This window comes from Nocardia bhagyanarayanae (assembly GCF_006716565.1).
GTDB classification, from domain to species: Bacteria; Actinomycetota; Actinomycetes; order Mycobacteriales; family Mycobacteriaceae; genus Nocardia; species Nocardia bhagyanarayanae.
In genome coordinates this window covers 2,136,567-2,152,955 of sequence record NZ_VFPG01000001.1, presented here as the reverse complement: position 1 = coordinate 2,152,955, position 16,389 = coordinate 2,136,567, and the positions used below count along the sequence as shown (strand labels likewise).

The 16,389-nt window shown below is 69.5% G+C and carries 13 protein-coding genes; 4 read left to right on the top strand and 9 right to left on the bottom strand.

The window, feature by feature from the left end; all coding sequences use genetic code 11:
• Positions 1-115: 115 nt before the first annotated feature.
• On the bottom strand, positions 116-427 hold the full coding sequence (locus tag FB390_RS09060) for a winged helix-turn-helix transcriptional regulator (protein ID WP_141808568.1): 312 nt from the start codon (positions 425-427) through the stop codon (positions 116-118).
• A gap of 953 nt (positions 428-1,380) precedes the next feature.
• Between FB390_RS09060 and FB390_RS09055 the strand changes: the two genes are divergently transcribed.
• A complete protein-coding gene (locus tag FB390_RS09055) occupies positions 1,381-2,040 on the top strand; it encodes an NADPH-dependent F420 reductase (protein WP_141808567.1) in 660 nt (219 codons plus the stop codon).
• Between the two features lie 963 nt (positions 2,041-3,003).
• Here the strand turns inward: FB390_RS09055 and FB390_RS09050 are convergent.
• From FB390_RS09050 to FB390_RS09025, 6 genes are all read right to left on the bottom strand, one after another.
• On the bottom strand, positions 3,004-5,055 hold the full coding sequence (locus FB390_RS09050) for a CocE/NonD family hydrolase (protein WP_141808566.1): 2,052 nt from the start codon (positions 5,053-5,055) through the stop codon (positions 3,004-3,006).
• 573 nt (positions 5,056-5,628) lie between these two features.
• Positions 5,629-6,366, bottom strand: coding sequence for a phosphoglyceromutase (locus FB390_RS09045; protein ID WP_141808565.1), 738 nt, complete (start codon positions 6,364-6,366; stop codon positions 5,629-5,631).
• Between the two features lie 43 nt (positions 6,367-6,409).
• The gene (locus tag FB390_RS09040; RefSeq protein WP_141808564.1) at positions 6,410-7,303 is read right to left on the bottom strand and encodes an ROK family protein; all 894 of its coding nucleotides are present in this window, start codon (positions 7,301-7,303) and stop codon (positions 6,410-6,412) included.
• 246 nt (positions 7,304-7,549) lie between these two features.
• Positions 7,550-8,053: a type III secretion system chaperone family protein gene (locus FB390_RS09035; RefSeq protein ID WP_141808563.1), complete on the bottom strand. Its 504-nt coding sequence runs from the start codon at positions 8,051-8,053 to the stop codon at positions 7,550-7,552.
• The gene (mshA, locus tag FB390_RS09030; protein WP_141808562.1) at positions 8,050-9,447 is read right to left on the bottom strand and encodes a D-inositol-3-phosphate glycosyltransferase; all 1,398 of its coding nucleotides are present in this window, start codon (positions 9,445-9,447) and stop codon (positions 8,050-8,052) included. Before mshA ends, FB390_RS09035 begins: the two co-directional genes overlap by 4 nt.
• 1,398 nt (positions 9,448-10,845) lie before the next feature.
• Positions 10,846-11,667 (bottom strand): alpha/beta fold hydrolase, encoded by an 822-nt coding sequence (locus tag FB390_RS09025; protein ID WP_141808561.1) that lies wholly within the window; start codon positions 11,665-11,667, stop codon positions 10,846-10,848.
• Positions 11,668-11,763: 96 nt separating this feature from the next.
• Between FB390_RS09025 and FB390_RS09020 the strand changes: the two genes are divergently transcribed.
• Complete coding sequence (locus tag FB390_RS09020) at positions 11,764-12,498, top strand: SDR family NAD(P)-dependent oxidoreductase (RefSeq protein WP_141808560.1); 735 nt, start codon at positions 11,764-11,766, stop codon at positions 12,496-12,498.
• Between the two features lie 281 nt (positions 12,499-12,779).
• A complete protein-coding gene (gene mscL / locus FB390_RS09015; RefSeq protein ID WP_141808559.1) occupies positions 12,780-13,241 on the top strand; it encodes a large conductance mechanosensitive channel protein MscL in 462 nt (153 codons plus the stop codon).
• 237 nt (positions 13,242-13,478) lie between these two features.
• Here mscL and FB390_RS09010 read toward each other — a convergent pair whose 3' ends face one another.
• Together FB390_RS09010 and FB390_RS09005 are read right to left on the bottom strand one after the other, a co-directional pair.
• A complete protein-coding gene (locus FB390_RS09010) occupies positions 13,479-14,699 on the bottom strand; it encodes a L,D-transpeptidase (RefSeq protein ID WP_141808558.1) in 1,221 nt (406 codons plus the stop codon).
• Between the two features lie 69 nt (positions 14,700-14,768).
• On the bottom strand, positions 14,769-15,875 hold the full coding sequence (locus FB390_RS09005) for a UDP-N-acetylmuramate dehydrogenase (RefSeq protein WP_246123930.1): 1,107 nt from the start codon (positions 15,873-15,875) through the stop codon (positions 14,769-14,771).
• A 25-nt stretch (positions 15,876-15,900) separates the two neighbouring features.
• Between FB390_RS09005 and FB390_RS09000 the strand changes: the two genes are divergently transcribed.
• On the top strand, positions 15,901-16,386 hold the full coding sequence (locus tag FB390_RS09000) for a DUF2505 domain-containing protein (RefSeq protein ID WP_141808556.1): 486 nt from the start codon (positions 15,901-15,903) through the stop codon (positions 16,384-16,386).
• The last annotated feature ends 3 nt before the right edge of the window (positions 16,387-16,389 follow it).

Below are 16,389 nucleotides of genomic sequence, written 5' to 3'. Positions count from 1 at the left end.
GGGTGTTTACGCGTTGTTCGGACGCGAGGCGGCGCGGAGTGCCGGGGCGGGAAAGATCGACTTCGCGGGGCTGGTCCGAGGCTCGCGAAGATCGACGGGAAGGTGGGCTTCCCTGTCAATCCTCGTCTCCCGCGAGCGCGGCGTTCACCGCGCGCCCGTGTTTGTCGACCCACTCCCCCAGCGCGTAGATCGGCCCGAGTAGATCGCGGCCCGCTTCGGTTAGTTCGTACTCGACGCGCGGCGGGGCCTCGGCGTAGCGGCGGCGGTGCACGAGTGTGAGCTGTTCCATGCGGCGCAGCGTCTGGGTCAGCATCTTCTGGCTGATCCCGCCGATCGCGGCGCGCAGCTCGCCTGGGCGCATCGGTCCGTCCCGGAGCATGTAGACGATCACCGGCAGCCAGGAGTTGCCGAACAGGTCGACGCCCATGCGGGCGGGGCAGTCGGATTCGTAGTCGCCGTAGGGCGGGTAGGTGACGAGGTCGGGGGTTTGTCGTGGCGAGCCGTGGGGCGGGTGGGGCGGCGCGGGTGCGTCCGGGTCCTGCTGGGCGGCTGGGTCCGGGTCTTGTCCCGACGGGTCGTGGGATGCCCGGGTCAGCGCGGGTGCGTCCAGTCGAGTGACCGGGGTAGGGGCCTGCCGGGGCGAAGTACGAGGCGGGCGGGGAGGCGCGGGCGCGTCTGGGTGGGTGACCGGAGTGGGAGCCTGCCGGGGCGAACTGCGAGGCGGGCGGGGCGGCGCGGGCGCGTCTGGATGAGTGACCGGGGCTGGCGCATGTCGTCCCGAGCTGTGGGACGGGCGGGGCCTCGCGGCTGCGTCCGGCTGGGCCGGGGCTTGTTTCGGCGAGCTGCGGGACAGGCGGCTCGGAGTGGACGCGTCGGGCTGGACGATCGGGACGGGCTCGTGTCGCGGCGAGCCATGGCACGGGCCGGGCGACGCGGCCGTGCCGGGCTGCGCGACTGGTGCGGGTGCACGTTGAGGCGGGTCGGCGGATGGGCGGGGCGGTGCGGGCGCATCTGGGTGGGTGACCTGCGGCGACTCTTGTTGTGGCGAACCGCCGGATACGCGGGTCAGGTCGGGCGCGTCCAGCTGGGAGTCCGCGGCCGAGGCCGGTCGGGGCGAGCCATGGGCCGCGGGGGTCGGCGCGTCCGGCTGGGCGTCCTTGGTCACGGCTTGTTGCGAGCTGCGCGACGGGCCGCTCGGCTCGGGTGCGTCCGGGTGGGGTGGCAGAGGACCGCGGGGCGGAGAGCCTGGGATTGCCGAGGCGAGGGCGGTTTCGGCGTGGGGCGCGGTCATGGGTTCAGCATGGCATCGGCGTTGGGCACCCGGAGGTGCCTATCGAATTCCCTACCGTCGGAAGCACATTCGACAGTGAGGAGTTCGACATGCGGATCGGGATCATCGGGGCGGGCGCGATGGCGCGGGCGTTGGGCGGTGGTTGGGCCGCGGCGGGGCACGAAGTCTGCTTCGGTGCGCGGCGGAGTGCGGCGGCGGCTGAAGTAGCTGATGCCGTCGGGTACGGCGCGCGGAGCGGGAGCATCGCGGAGGCTGCCGGGTTCGGTGAAGTGGTGTTGCTGGCGGTACCGGTCGAGGCGTTGGACGGCATCTTGCGGGGGACGCCCGGGCTCGATGGGCGCGTGCTCGTCGACTGCACCAATGCGTTCGAGCCCGATGCGGCGTCCGATGGAACGGACAACTTCGTGCTCGGGGAGGACGCGGTGGCGGAGCGGATCGCCGGGACCGTTCCTGGTGCGCGGGTGGTGAAGGGGTTCAACCTGTGCGCGGCCGAGGTGTGGGCGGCCGAGGTTCGCGAGTTCGAGGGCGCGACCTTGTCGGTGCCTCTTTGTGGTGATGATCCGGATGCTGTGCGCCTTGTCGCGGGGTTGGCCGAGGATTTGAAGTTGCGGCCGTTCTTGGCGGGTGGGTTGCATCGGGCTCGGTATTTGGAGGCTGCTTCGGTATTGGCGGTGGGGCTTTGGTTCGGGGGGTATGACGCTCGTGCGATGTTGCCGCCGTTGGCGGGGGCGTTTGCTATGCGGGATTGATGGAGGTTGTCCGGCTGGGCGGGTTCTGCGGGATTGCGGGGTCGTCCGGGTGGGCGAGTTTCCGCGGATTGCCGGGCCGTCCAGTTGGGCGGGGTTCCGCAGGATTGCGGAGTTGTCCGGTTGGGCGGGGTTCCGCGGTATGGAGTCGTCCGGTAGGGCGGGAGTTGCGTTGGGGATCTCGGGGTCGGCGTGGGGTGGGATCGTCCGGTTAGCGGATGGGTGAGTTGGCGGACGTGGTTCCGGGGTTTGGGCCGCTAATTCACGCGCGGCTGGCCCAGGTTTGCCCCGAACGGTGCTGGGCGCGTTGGGTGCCGTACCCGGCTTACCTCCCGCAGTTGTCGAGCGTGGGTGCAACGCCCGGCGTGGTCGACCGGCTGTGGTTGCGTTCTTTGGATCGGCGTGGGGTGGGATCGTCCGGTTGGCGGATGGGTGAGTTGGCGGACGTGGTTCCGGGGTTTGGGCCGCTAATTCACGCGCGGCTGGCCCAGGTTTGCCCCGAACGGTGCTGGGCGCGTTGGGTGCCGTACCCGGCTTACCTCCCGCAGTTGTCGAGCGTGGGTGCGACGCCCGGCGTGGTCGACCGGCTGTGGTTGCGTTCTTTGGTTCGGCGTGGAGTGGGTTCGTCCGGTTGGCGGATGGGTGCGTTGGCGGACGTGGTTTGTGCGGCTCGGCCTACTAGTTCAGGCGTGTGGTCGCAGTTAGTTCAGTAACGGCACTTCGTATGGTGCGTTCTGGGCGGGCGGCCTCGCCTTGTGAGCCTGTCAAGGGGGCTAAGCAATCGACGGTAGTCGAATGGTGGCTGTTGAAGATCAACTTGCCACCATTTGACTACCGTCGATTTGGCCCAACCACCATTTCTCTATCGACGGGAGAGAAATGGTGGTTGGGGCCGACCAGCCATGGCGTCGGGTCCGAGGGGTGGTCGAGCTGGTTGAGGCGAGCGGCGGGGTCAGCGGATCGGATTCACCAGCCGTGGTTGCCGCGGACCGGGATGTTGACGAAGCTCGGCCGGGCCGGGTCCAGCTGCACGTGCTGCGGCTTCAACTCCGTGTCGAGCAGCATCGGTAGGACGGGCAGTCCTTTCGGGAAGTTGCTCGCGAACACGTCCACGCGCAGGCGGTGGCCGGGCTGCAGGATCGCCTCGGTGGCGCTCAGCGTGATGTCCAGCGTGGTGGCCTCGCCGGGCACCGTCGGCTGCCGCTTCTCGAGCGAGGTGTAGGGGCGCGGGTCGGTGTAGTCGCCGTTGGCCGAACGGCTGCTGTTGGCCTCGTCGATCTCGCGCAGGGAGGCCATCAGCTGACCGGAGGTGAGCACGGTCGACTGACCGTCGGGCGCGACGTCGTTGACGGTCACCGTCCAGTAGCCGTCGGTCGCGTCCTGAACGGTGTTGAGCCGCACGGCGATCGGGCCGGAGATGGTGGTCGCCTCGACGACCGGCGCGCTGGTGAAGGTGAGCGCGTTCAGCTCGGCGACGCGCGAATCCTTGGCGCAACCGTCGATGATCGACAGCACGCCCGCGCTGCCCTGCGCCGCATCGTTGGAGCACAGGGTGGTCAGGCCGGGGGCGACGGTCAGCCGCGCCGTGTCGGCGTTCGCTTCAGCGGTGAGCGAGCCGTCGTAGACGCTCTGGGCAGTGCCGCTGGGCGCCGCGGACAGGTACATGCGGCGGTGCTGCGCGGCGGCCTCGCCGACGGCCGAAGCGCCGAAGCCGTTCTGGGTGACCCAGCCGCCGCCCTGCTGGCGCAGGGTGACCGGACCGTAGCCATCGACGCCGTTGTCGATTCCCTTGAGCCACTTGTCGAACCACGCACGTTGCAGCACGTCGAGCCGGGGCGGCAGGCCGGGCTTGCCGTACTCGTTGCCGGAGTTCACGTGGTAGGTGTTGCCCATCAGCAGCTGCTTCTGGCCCGCGGGTAGCGGAATCTGGTTGTAGATCTTGGATTCCGAGTAGGTGAACAGATCGTGCCAGCCGCCGACGACGAAGGTCGGCACCCGGATCTGCGTGGGATCGCTGACGTAGTCGCCGCGTTCGGGGCTGCTGTGGGTGAGCAGATCGAGCAGGCGCGGGTCCGCGTCCTCGAAACGCGTTGCGGTGTAGGCGTTCAGGAACACGTCCATGAAGGTGAGCGGGGACGCGGCGCGGTCGTTGAGCCACTCCCAGTCGAACTTGCCGTGCACGATGGACTGCACGTCCGGCACCCATTTGAGGGTGTTGATCGCAGTGAGCCACAGCGGGATGAAGTTGAAGCCGAAGCCGCCGCCGGGGGCGAGCACGTCGTTGACCAGGTCGCTGCCCGGCACCACCGGGAAGATCGCCTTCAGCGCGGGCGGCTGCTTGGACGCCGCCTGCACCTGGTTGATGCCCGAGTAGGAAATGCCGTTCATGCCGATCTTGCCGTCCGACCACGGCTGGCGGGATGCCCAGTCGATCACCTCGAGGGTGTCCTGCTGCTCGCGGGCGCGGAGCATGTCCCATTCGCCCTGCGAGAAGCCGGTGCCGCGCACGTCGACGACGACCTGCGAGTACCCGCTCTTGATCAGCTGGCGGTCCACGGTGAAGTTGCGCAGCTCGCCGCCGCCGAAGGCCTTGGTGAGATCGGTGACGCCGGAGAGCGGGGTGCCGCTGAAATCGATCTGGCGGAAGAGGTTCAGCAGCGCGTCGGACAGCACCGGAATGGACTGCGCGTGATCGGCGAGGTTCGACACCAACTTGGTGTAGGGCGTCATGTTGACGATGGTGGGCGTCGGCGCGTCGATCGGGCGGCCGGAGGCGTCGGCGGGCCGGTAGACGTTGCCCTTCAGCACCGTGCCGTCGCTCATGGTGATCGGCACATCCCATTCGATGTGCACGTTCGGGTACTGCTGAACGCCGTCCTCGGTGGCGGCCCACGCCGCTCCGGCCGCGCCGCCGTCGGGGCCCGTTGCGACGGGTGCGGCGGTCGCGCCGGTGGTGAGGAATGGAACGAGCACTGCGGCGGCGAGCGCCGCGACTGTGGCCCGTAGCGCGTACTTCATCGGACGTGATCCACCTCTCGGACTGGTCGAACGTCCGGAAGCATACACAACTTACCAGTCGGTAAGAACTCCCGGATTCACGAAGATCACCTGGAATATCAATTCACATACGCATGACGGCTCGCGATAGCCCCTGGATATGGAGATCCTTGCGGGATTCCGAGCGCCAGAACGAAGGTTTACCGCATCGACCGCGCCCAGACCGACGCACACGCCGGAGATACAGGCCGAAACACGGCGGATTTCCGCGAGATACCGCAGCCGGATCGCGCCGAGCGCTGTTCCTCGGTGCGCTCAGCCGGACAGGTCGGCCACTCCGCGGTGCTGGAGGTTGTGCACTCGACCGGCACATCGGAGCCAACCCCAAAGCGCCTCCAGGACGCGCACTCGACCGGCATATCAGGGCGATGCACGGCGCCTCCAGGCCGCGCATTCGGTCGGTCGGCACGCCAGGGCCACCCCAGGGTCACGCACTCGACCGAACGGCGCTTCAGCCGGACGGCACCAAGAATCAAGCCCCCGAAACAGCGATGCGCCGCGGCCGAGTGACGGCCGCGGCGCATCGACGACGTACTACTTACCGCCCTGGCTCGCGACCGCGGCCGCGCCGGCGGCGGCGGCCTCCGGGTCCAGGTACTCGCGTGGGCGTACCGGGCGCAGGTTCTCGTCGAGTTCGTAGCGCAGCGGAATGCCGGTCGGGATGTTCAGGCCGGCGATGTCGTCGTCGGAGATGTTGTCCAGGTGCTTGACCAGGGCGCGCAGCGAGTTGCCGTGCGCGGCGATCAGCACGGTCTTGCCGGTGAGCAGTTCCTTGGAGATGGTCGACTCCCAGTACGGGACCATCCGGTTCACCACGTCGAGCAGGCATTCGGTCTTGGGCACCTCGATGCCCGCGTACCGCGCGTCGCCTTCCTGGCTGTACTCGTTGGCCGGGTCGATCGGCGGCGGCGGAGTGTCGTAGCTGCGCCGCCACAGCATGAACTGCTCGTCGCCGTACTTGTCGCGGATCTGCGCCTTGTTCTTGCCCTGCAGCTCGCCGTAGTGGCGCTCGTTGAGGCGCCAGTCGCGGATGACCGGGATCCAGTGCCGGTCGGCCGCGTCCAGCGCGATGTTCGCGGTGGAGATGGCCCGGCGCAGCAGCGAGGTGTAGACGACGTCGGGCAGGATGCCGTGCTCGGCGAGCAGCTCGCCCGCGCGCTTACCCTCGGCGATGCCCTTGTCGGTCAGGTGCACGTCCACCCAGCCGGTGAACAGATTCAGGGCATTCCATTCGCTCTCGCCGTGGCGCAGCAACACGAGGGTGTACGTCATGACGGCCATCCTGCCACGCGCGGCCCCTGCACCGGAGCCCTGGTCAGGATGCCGGAGCGAGCGCGGTGAGCAGTCCGGCGCCGACCAACGTGGCCTGATCGCCCAATTCCGAAGGGACGACGTGCAGGTCGCGCAGGAACTCGATGCGGGCGTGCGCGCCGAGCGCCTCCTGTAACGGTCGCCACAGCGGCTCTCCGGACTGCGCGAAGCCGCCGCCGATCACCACCAGATCCACGTCGAGCAGCGCGGCCGCCGACGAGATCACTTGGCCCAGCGCGATTCCCGCGCGCCGCAGCGCCGCCTTGGCGACCCGGTCCCCCGCTTCCGCGTCGGCGGCCAGTTCGATGCCGGTGGTTCCGTGCCAACCGCGCTCGCGCGCCCACCGCACCGAGGACGGACCGCTGGCCACCGCCTCCACGCAACCGACCCCGCCACAGGCGCACGGATCGGTCGACCCGGGCACGATCATGTGACCGATGTGCCCCGCGTTGCCGGTGTGCCCGACAGCGACCATGCCGCCGACGATGACACCGCCGCCGATCCCCGAGGACACCGTCATGGCCAGCGCGTCCGGCGTCTCCCGCGCCGCGCCGAAATGCCGCTCCGCCAGGGCTAGGCACACCCCGTCGATGGCGAAGCGCACCGTCGCGCTGGGGAACAGTTCCTGAACCGCGGGCACCAGAGCGAATCCGTCGCGCCACTCCGGGATGTTGAGCGGGGTGGTGATCCCCGCGGGGGCGTCCACCGGACCGCACGAGCCGATGCCGATCAGATCCACCTCGGATCCGTTGGCCGCGGCGAGCAGCAGCCCGCGCACCGCCTCCCACACGCCGGTCGGCGGCACCTGAATGCGGCCTACCTCGTGCGTCATTCCGTCGGCCCCCACCAAGCCGACCGCGATCTTGGTCGCGCCGATGTCCAGAGCGAGAACGGTCATCCGAAACCCCCACTTCCCAACGCCACCGGACCGCCGCGGTCGCGCGACGGTCCGGTGCCGAATGATCTTGCTGTGCGGTCGCCAACGGTAGTTGCTCGGCGGCAGCCGGGCCACCATCAGGCCAAGCGCTCGGCGGCAGCCGGGCCACCACCAGGCCGAGCGCTCGGCGACAGCCGGGTCACCATCAGGCCAAGCGCTCGGCGACAGCTGAGCATTATCGGATTTCGCACCATCGGGTGCGGCGGGTCAGGAGTTCTCGGAGGATTCGACCAGGTGCTCGAACGGCAGCAGATTCTTCAGCGACTCCCCGCGCGAGACCCGCCACTTCCATTCCTTCCGAATGGATTCCGCGAAGCCGAGTTCCAGCAGCACGTTGAAGTCGGCGTCCACCGCCTCCAGCACCTGGCCGAAGATGCGGTCGAGCTCGTCCTCGGTGACGGCGTGCGTGGCCATGCGGCCGACGAGGTAGATGTCGCCGACCCGGTCCAGCGTGTAGGCCACGCCGTAGAGGCGGCGGTTGCGGCGGAGCAGGAACTTGTAGACGCCCTCGAAGTTCTCGTCGGGCTTGCGGCAGACGAAGGATTCGATGCGCACGCCGTGTTTGCCGACGGTGAGCATGAGCGTCGTCTTCAGCTTGCGCTCACCGGGCAGCACGACGACGAAGACGTCCTCGCCAGGGCGGGTGTACTCGATCTCGCGATCGCGCAGGGTCTGGTCGATCACCTGCGCGGTCGCCTGGATCTCCGTCATCGGTGCACTCCCATCCGGCGCCGCCACAGCGCCCGCGATCTGGCCTGACCGCCCTCGCCGAGGAGCGCGGCACCGGACAGGTTAGTGCGTTCCGCGCTCGCCGCCCGCAGTCCGCCGCCCAGTTCGGTCTCGGGGAATCCGGCCAATGCCGCGGCGTAGCTGGCGAGCAGCCCGTCGGCGGTGTGCTCCCAGGAGAAGTTCGCGGCGTGCGCGACCGCGCGATCGCTCATCTCCGCCAGCCGCGCTGGTGCGTCGAGCAGGGTGCCGAGCGCGGCGGCCCAGTCCGGGGTGCCGTGACCCGCGACGAGCAGTCCGGTCTCGCCGTGCCGGACGGCGGTGCCGAGTCCGCCGACGTCGGCGGCGAGGACCGGGGTGCCGCTGGCCTGCGCCTCGATGGCGACCAAGCCGAAGGATTCGTTGTAGCTGGGCACCGCGACCAGGTCCGCGGCGCGGTAGACCCGCACGAGACGGTCCGGCGGCTGCGGCGGCAGGAACGTCACGCGGTCGGTGATGCCGAGTTCGGAGGCCAGCTCGATCAGCGCGTCGGGGCGCTTCAGTCCGGTGCCGGACGCGCCGCCGACGATCAGCACCCGCAGGTTGCGGTCCGGATCGGTGCGCAACAATTCGGCGGCGGCGCGGACGAGCACGTCGGGCGCCTTGAGCGGTTGGATGCGGCCGACGAAGGCGACGATCCGCTCGTGGGCGGCAAGACCGAGCTCGGCGCGAGCGGCGGCCTTGTCACCGGGACGGTAGCGGGCCAGGTCGGCGCCCGGCGGAACCACATCGATGCGCTCGGCGTCGGCGCCGTAGAGCTCGACGAGCTGACGCGCCTCCTCCGCCGTGTTGGCGACCATCCGGTCGGCCTCCGCGATGACCTGCTTCTCGCCGATCTCGCGGGTGACGGGCTCGGGGCAGTCGCCATCGGCCAGCGCGGCGTTCTTCACGGCGGCCAAGGTGTGCGCGGTGTGGATCAGCGGCACCCGCCAGCGGTCCCTGGCCAGCCAGCCGACCTGCCCGGAGAGCCAGTAGTGCGAGTGCACCAAGTCGTAGTGGCCGGGCTGATGGCGCGCCTCCTGGCGCAGCACCTCCGCGGTGAACGGGCAGAGCTGGGTGGGGAGGTCGTGCTTGTCGAGCCCCTCGAACGGACCCGCGACCACGTTGCGCACCAGCACCCCAGGCCCCGCCTCCTGAACCGGAGGGACGTTCGACGAGGTGGCGCGGGTGAAGATCTCGACTTCGGTCCCGCGTCGCGCCAGCTGGAGAGCCGTTTGCAGCACGTAGACGTTCATGCCGCCCGCATCACCGGTGCCCGGTTGCGCGAGTGGTGAGGTGTGCACCGACAGCACGGCGATCCGGTTCGGCCGTAGGTCCGCACGTTGACTCACACCATCCATAGTGCACGGTGAATATCCGCCGCCGACGCCCCCTACCGGGCAAGTGAGAGTCATCACACAGCAAAGGTGAGACCGCTCACCGACCGCGCTGACCTGCGATTCGAATGTATGTGCGTAGCTACGGATGCGCATTCCGCGCACCGGCCACTGGCCGCAGCGCCGGCTATGCGTACCTCCGCTTGGCCGACCGCTGCGCGTACCTCCGCATTGGCTCCGACCGTGCGCGGTTCAGTACCGGCCCAACGGCGAGCCGCCGCACGACAACGCCCCCGTGCGGGACCTCCACATCCGGCTTCGGCTGTGTGCGGGTCCGCATGACCGACCGCCGCCCGGCAGCGCCAGGCTGCGCGTACCTGCGCCCGCACTCGGACGTGCGCGTTGGATGACGGACGACCACCCAGGTCCGCGAGAGGCCACCGCCTGACAACGCCGCCGAGCCGCCCGCGCCGCCCGCGTTCCCGCCGCGCTGTCAAATGACGAGCTGTCGCCCGGCAGCGCCAACCATGCGAACCTCCGCCCGCGCTCCGCCCGTGCACGGGTCCAGAGACCGGCCGCCCGACAACGACCAGCCCTCCGATCCTCCGCCCCGTTCCCACAGCGCTGTCCAATCGCGAACTGTCGCCCGGCAGCGCCCGCGCTGCCTAGCAACCCCGGCTCCGGCCTCACGCGGTTCAGTGACGGGCTGCCCGCCCGGCCCGACGACGAGCCGCCACGCGACACCGCCAACCATGCGAACCTCCGCCCGCGCTCCGCCCGTGCACGGGTCCGGAGACGGGCCGCCCGACAACGACCAGACCTCCGATCCTCCGCCCCGTCCCCGCAGCGCTGTCCAATGACGAACTGTCGCCTGGCAGCGCCCGCGGTGCGTAGTTGCCTCGGCTCCGGCGGTGCCGGGTGTCGGTGACGGGCTGCCCCCGGCCTGAAGACGGCCGCTGCGCGAACCCCGTCCGGGCTCCGGCAGCGCGCGGGTCCAGAAACGAGCCGCCGCCCGACGCCAGTCGTGCGAACTTTCCCCATCGGCTCGGCCGCGCGCGGTGCAAACGACAGGCTGCCCGCCCGGCCAGCGCCAGCCATGCGCACCCGCCTCGGCTCGGCCGAGCGCGGTTCAGTGGGCGGCCGCCACCGGCAAACGGCGAGCCGCCACCCGGCAGCGCCAGACGTTCACACCTTCCCCATCCGCTCGGCCGCGCGCGGTGCGAACGACAGGCTGCCCGCCCGGCCAGCGCCAGCCATGCATACCACCTCGGCTCCGCCGTGCGCGTCAGTGGGCGGCCGCCACCGGCAAACGGCGAGCCGCCACCCGGCAGCGCCAGACGTTCACACCTTCCCCATCCGCTCGGCCGCGCGCGGTGCAAACGACAGAGCACCGGCCAGCGCCAACTGTAGGTACCGGTGCCGCTACAAACTCTCGACGAACTCGGTGACCTCGGCGACGAAGCGCGGGCGGTCCTCGATGAACAATCCGTGCTGCGCGCCCGGCCAGAACGAGGTGCGCGCACGCGGGGTGTTCTCGGCGATGTAGCGGCCGTTGTCGATGGGCACGACGGGGTCGGCGTCGCCGTGCAGCACCAGGACCGGAATGTCCAGGGCGCGAAGGGTTTCGGTGTTGTCGACGGAACGGTAGAACAGCGCCTTGCGCACCGCGGGCGGGGTGGCCAAGCTGATGCCGAACAGTCGTTGGGCGTCCTCGCCCTTGTCCGCGCCCGGACCCGTGTTGGCGTTGCCGAACGCGGCGAAGGCCCTGGTGGCGCGGCCCGCGCTCGTCTCGAAGACGCCGGGGATTGCCTCCCGCATCGCCGAGCCGGTCGCCGCGCCGGGTACGTCGCGTCCGATATTGGCCATCGAGCCGGTGAAGACGACGCCCGACACCGCGCCGGTGCCGTACGCGGTGAGGTAGTCGCTGATCACGATGCCGCCGTAGGACCAGCCGAGGAGGACCGCGCCGGACTCGATGCCCTCGGCCGCGAGCACCGCGGCGATGTCGGCGGCCCAGTTCTTGGGATCGTCGTAGCCGCTCTCCGGGACGCCGGAATAGCCGTGACCGCGCAGATCCAGCGCGATCACCCGGAACCGACCGGCCAGATCGTCGGCCGCGCCGCCCCAGCAACGCAGGCTGGCCGACCATCCGTGTACCAGGACGAGCGGCCGTCCATCGGCGGGTCCGTCGACCCGATAGACGATGCTGGTGCCGTCCGCGCTGACCGCTTCCCGAAGTGCCATGCCACCCAGCGTAAGGCCGCCCGCCGACGATCCGCGCGGGGTGATCCGCGCGACAGCGCGCGACACCGGCAAACGCTCCGCACTTAGGATCGCCCCATGAGCAATCGCACCGCCGTCGTCACGGGAGCCAGTTCCGGCATCGGGGAAGCCACCGCGCGAGAACTCGCCGCGCAGGGCTACCACGTGTACGTGGGCGCGCGCAGGCTCGACCGGCTGAAGACTCTCGCCGACGAGATCGGCGGCACCGCACTCGAACTCGACGTCACCTCGGACGAATCGGTCGCGGCCTTCACCGACGCCGTTCCGTCGGTCGACGTGCTGGTCAACAACGCGGGCGGCGCGAAAGGCCTTGCGCCGGTGAGCGAAGCCGACCTCGACGACTGGCGCTGGATGTGGGAGACCAACGTGCTCGGCACGCTGCGCGTCACGAAGGCGTTGCTGCCCAAGCTGATCGACTCCGGCGACGGCCTGGTCGTCACCATCACCTCGGTCGCCGCGTTCCACGCCTACGACAACGGTTCCGGTTACACCTCGGCGAAGCACGCCCAAGCCGTGCTGCACCGCACCCTGCGCGGCGAACTGCTCGGCAAACCGGTGCGGCTCACCGAGATCGCGCCCGGCGCGGTGGAAACCGAGTTCTCGCTGGTGCGTTTCGACGGTGACGCGGAGCGGGCGGCGAAGGTGTACGAGGGGATCGATCCGCTGGTCGCGGCGGATATCGCCGAGATCGTCGGGTTCGTGGCCTCGCGGCCGCCGCACGTCAATCTGGATCAGATCATCGTGAAGCCGCGCGACCAGGCCGACCCCGGACGCTTCGCGCGCCGCCCCTGAGAGTCGATCGCCGACACGGCCCGGTCGCGCCAACCACCATTCGACTGCCCTCGATAGAGAAATGGATCCGGCGGTAGTCGAATGGCGGTATCTCGAGGTCGACGAGCCACCATTCGACTCCCGTCGATTCCGGCCGTCCTGGCAGCGGGAGCGCTGGTGTCCGGATTGCTGGGATTTCCGGCTCAGGTGATTTGCTGAGAATTCGCCGAGTTGCGGAGTGGCGGTTAGCATCGCATCGTTTTTCCGAAACTTGGCTTCACCGGATTGGAGTTGTTCGACTCATGCTCAAGGGCTTCAAAGAGTTCCTGATGCGCGGCAATGTCATCGACCTGGCCGTGGCGGTGGTGATGGGTACCGCGTTCACGGCGGTGGTGACCGCGGTGACCAAGGGCGTGGTCAACCCGTTGCTCGCCGTTTTCGGCAATGCGAACGAGCTCGGCCTCGGCTTCCACCTGGTGTCCAGCAAACCCGCGACCTTCATCGCCGTCGGCCCGATCGTCACCGCGATCATCGACTTCGTGATGATCGCCGCGGTCCTCTACTTCGTGCTCATCATGCCGATGAAGACCCTGAAGAACCGGTTCGGCACCACCAAGGCCGCCGAGCCCACCGAGACCGAACTGCTCATCGAGATCCGCGACCTGCTCGCCAAGCAGAGCGCCGACGCCCGCGCCGCCAACAACGCGGAGACTCTGGCGAAGATGGACCGGGTCGACCCGACACTCGGCAGCTCGCACCAGTAGGCCGACCTAACGCGCTCGCACCGGCCGGACGAACTCCGCGCACGGCCGGGATGCCGGTATGCCCAAGCCGGACGAAGCTCCGCCGACAGTCTGCGCGCGAATCAGCACTTGTTCGTCCGGCGGGTCCGTGGGTGAGCGAAACTCGAAGCGCCCCTGCCCGACGCGCGGGCTGCACCATCGCGACTGCACAGCCGGATGAAGTCCGTCCTCGCCGCGGATGGCCGGAGGGGAGACCACCTAACGCGGCGGCCCCGGCGAGATCGGTGTCGCCGAGACGACCGGGGACGAGGAACCGTCCAGCGCCGACATCTTCTTCCAGGTCTCCCAGTCGATGGTCCAGTCGTAGAGGTCGCCGTCGGCCGCGGACAGCGGGATCGTGGTGCCGGTGACCTCGACCGGGTCGCCGTAGCGCGCGGTCGGGAAGTACGCCTGGGCGTCGGCGGGCGAGAGGTTGATGCAGCCGTTGGTGACGTTCGCCGAGCCCTGCGCCGACAGGGATTCCGGATTGGCGTGGATGAATTCGCCGTTGTTGGAGATGCGTACCGCCCAGCGTTCCCGGACGTTGGTGTAGTACGGCGGATTCGACATCAGGAAGTCCTCGTACTTCTCGGTGACCACGTGGATTCCCGATCGCGTCACATTGCGCGGCTCGTTGCCCTGGCCGTAGCTGACGGCGAAATCGAAGATCGTCCGACCGTCCTGCACCACCCGCATGCGATGGCTCGGCGCGTCGGCGTACACGATCTGGCTTCGGCCGATGCGGAAGTCCGAGGTGAGGTCGGAGTAGCCGTAATTGCCGCCGCCCAGATCCAGTCCGTAGAGGTGGGCCGCGACGTGCACGGTGGTGCCCGGCGTCCAGTACCGCTTGGGCCGCCAGTGCACGCGCGAACCGCCGTTGTCGTCGGGGAACCAGGCCCACGCGCCCTCGGTGGGCGGATCGGTGGTGACGGTCAGGGCCTTCTCCACCTCGGCCTTGTTCGTCACCGAGGACTTGAACTGGAGGATGATCGGCGCGGCGATACCGACCTCTTGGCCGTCGCCGATATTGACCGTCGCCGGAACGGTGCTCTTGGGCGCCAGCGTGTGGAACGAGCCGTCGATCGGGACCGGCTTGCCGTCGGTGCCGACGGCGGTGCCCGACCACGTGTAGGTGGCGTCGTAGCCGAGCGGTTCGGTGATGCGGAAGGTGCGCTTGTCGGGGCTGAGCTCGCCCTGCACCTGTTTGCCGGCCGCGTTGGTCAGCGCGACCTGGGCGATGGTTCCGTCGGCGACCGTGACGGAGACGGGCGCGACGGGGTTGACGTTCTCGTCGGCATCACCTGGGCTCATGGTCACTTCGGCCACCGGACCGGACGCACCGCCGGGCTTGTCACTGGAACAACCGGCCACCAAGGCGATCACGACGATCAGCACGGCCGACACGGCGGCCGCCGGTCGGCAGAAGGGACGCTTGCTCACCGAATCGAATTTACGCCTCGCGAACGACCCGATCGGCGGGTCGCGAAGCGCGCCGGTCGTTTCGTCCGGTTACAGCGTGACGCCGACGGTGACGGGCTCGGGTTCGAGCCGGATGCCGAAACGCTCCGCCACGCCGTCGCGCACCGTGCGGGCGAGCGCCACCAAGTCCTCGGCGGTGGCGTCGCCCCGATTCGTCAGAGCCAGCGTGTGTTTCGTGGAGAGCCGGGCGGCGGCGTCCGGGCCGGGGAAGCCCTTGGCGAAGCCCGCTCGTTCGATCAACCAGCCCGCGGAGAACTTCACGCCGTCCTCGGCCGGGTAGGTGGGAATCGTGACTTCACCCACATGTGCCGCGATCGCGGCCCGCACCTCGGGCACGCGCGCGTGCGGGACCACCGGGTTGGTGAAGAACGAGCCCGCACTCCAGGTGTCGTGATCGGCGGCGTCGAGCACCATGCCCTTGCCCGCGCGCAGGCGAAGCACCGCGTCCCGCACGGCCGCGGCGGGCTTGGTCTCGCCCTCGGTGGCGTCCAGGACCCTGGTCAGTTCGCCGTAGCGCAGCGGTGCGCTCGCCCCGCCCGCGTTCAGCGCGAAATCCACGTCGAGCACGACCGCGTCGTCGCGGTGCTTGAGCACGCTGGTGCGGTAGCCGAAGCCCAGTTCGGCGGGCTCCACCCAGCGGATCTCGCCGCTCGCGCGGTCGAGCAGCCGCACCCGGCGCAGCAGATCGGCTACCTCGACGCCGTAGGCGCCCACGTTCTGCACCGGTGTCGCGCCCGCGGAACCCGGTATGCCCGAAAGGCATTCGAGACCGCCTAGGCCGGCCGCCACGGTCGCGGCGACCACGGCGTCCCAGTTCGCGCCCGCCTCCGCGACCACGCCGTCCGCGCCGATCTGGACGTCCTCGGTCGCGATGCGCACCACGACGCCGTCGAACCCGTCGTCACCGATCAGCAGGTTCGAGCCGCCCGCCAGCAGCAGCACCGGGATGTCCGCCGCGTCCAGGGCGCGCACCGTCGCCACCACGGACTGCGTCGACGCGCACTCGGCGACCAGCGCGGGGCCGCCGACCCGTAGCGTGGTCAGCTCGGCAAGCCGCACCTCGTCGCGCACCAGCGCACCGGTGTCGGCCAGCACGTCGCGCGCCTGATCGGTCGCCACCACACGTGAAGTTCGCACGCTCCAGACGGTAGCGTGTCCAACCATGGCTACACCCTTGGCGTTCACGGCCCGCTACTCCCACCCGGTCGCCGCCGTGCGCGCGGCCTTCGCCGACGAGCAGTACTGGAAGGACCGCATCGCCGAGGTCGGGGGACCGAACGCCCGCCTCGAATCGGTCACCGTGCAGGGCGACCAAGTGCGCATCGAGATGGTGCAGGCCATCGCCGCCGAACTGCTGCCGCCCGCCATCACCGCGGTGCGCCCCGGCGACCTGATCATCCCGCGCACCGAGAACTGGACCGGCGACACCGCTGCCTTCGATGTCCGCGTCGAGGGCGCCCCGGCCACCATGCGGGGCACCATCACTCTGACCGGCGACGACACCGCCGCCACCGCCACCGTCGACGGCAACATCGAAGTGAAGGTCCCGATCTTCGGCAGCAAGATCGAAGCCGCCATTCAGGAACGTCTCACCGAACTTCTCCAGTCGGAGGAAGAGTTCACCAACACCTGGCTGTCCCAGCACTGAGGA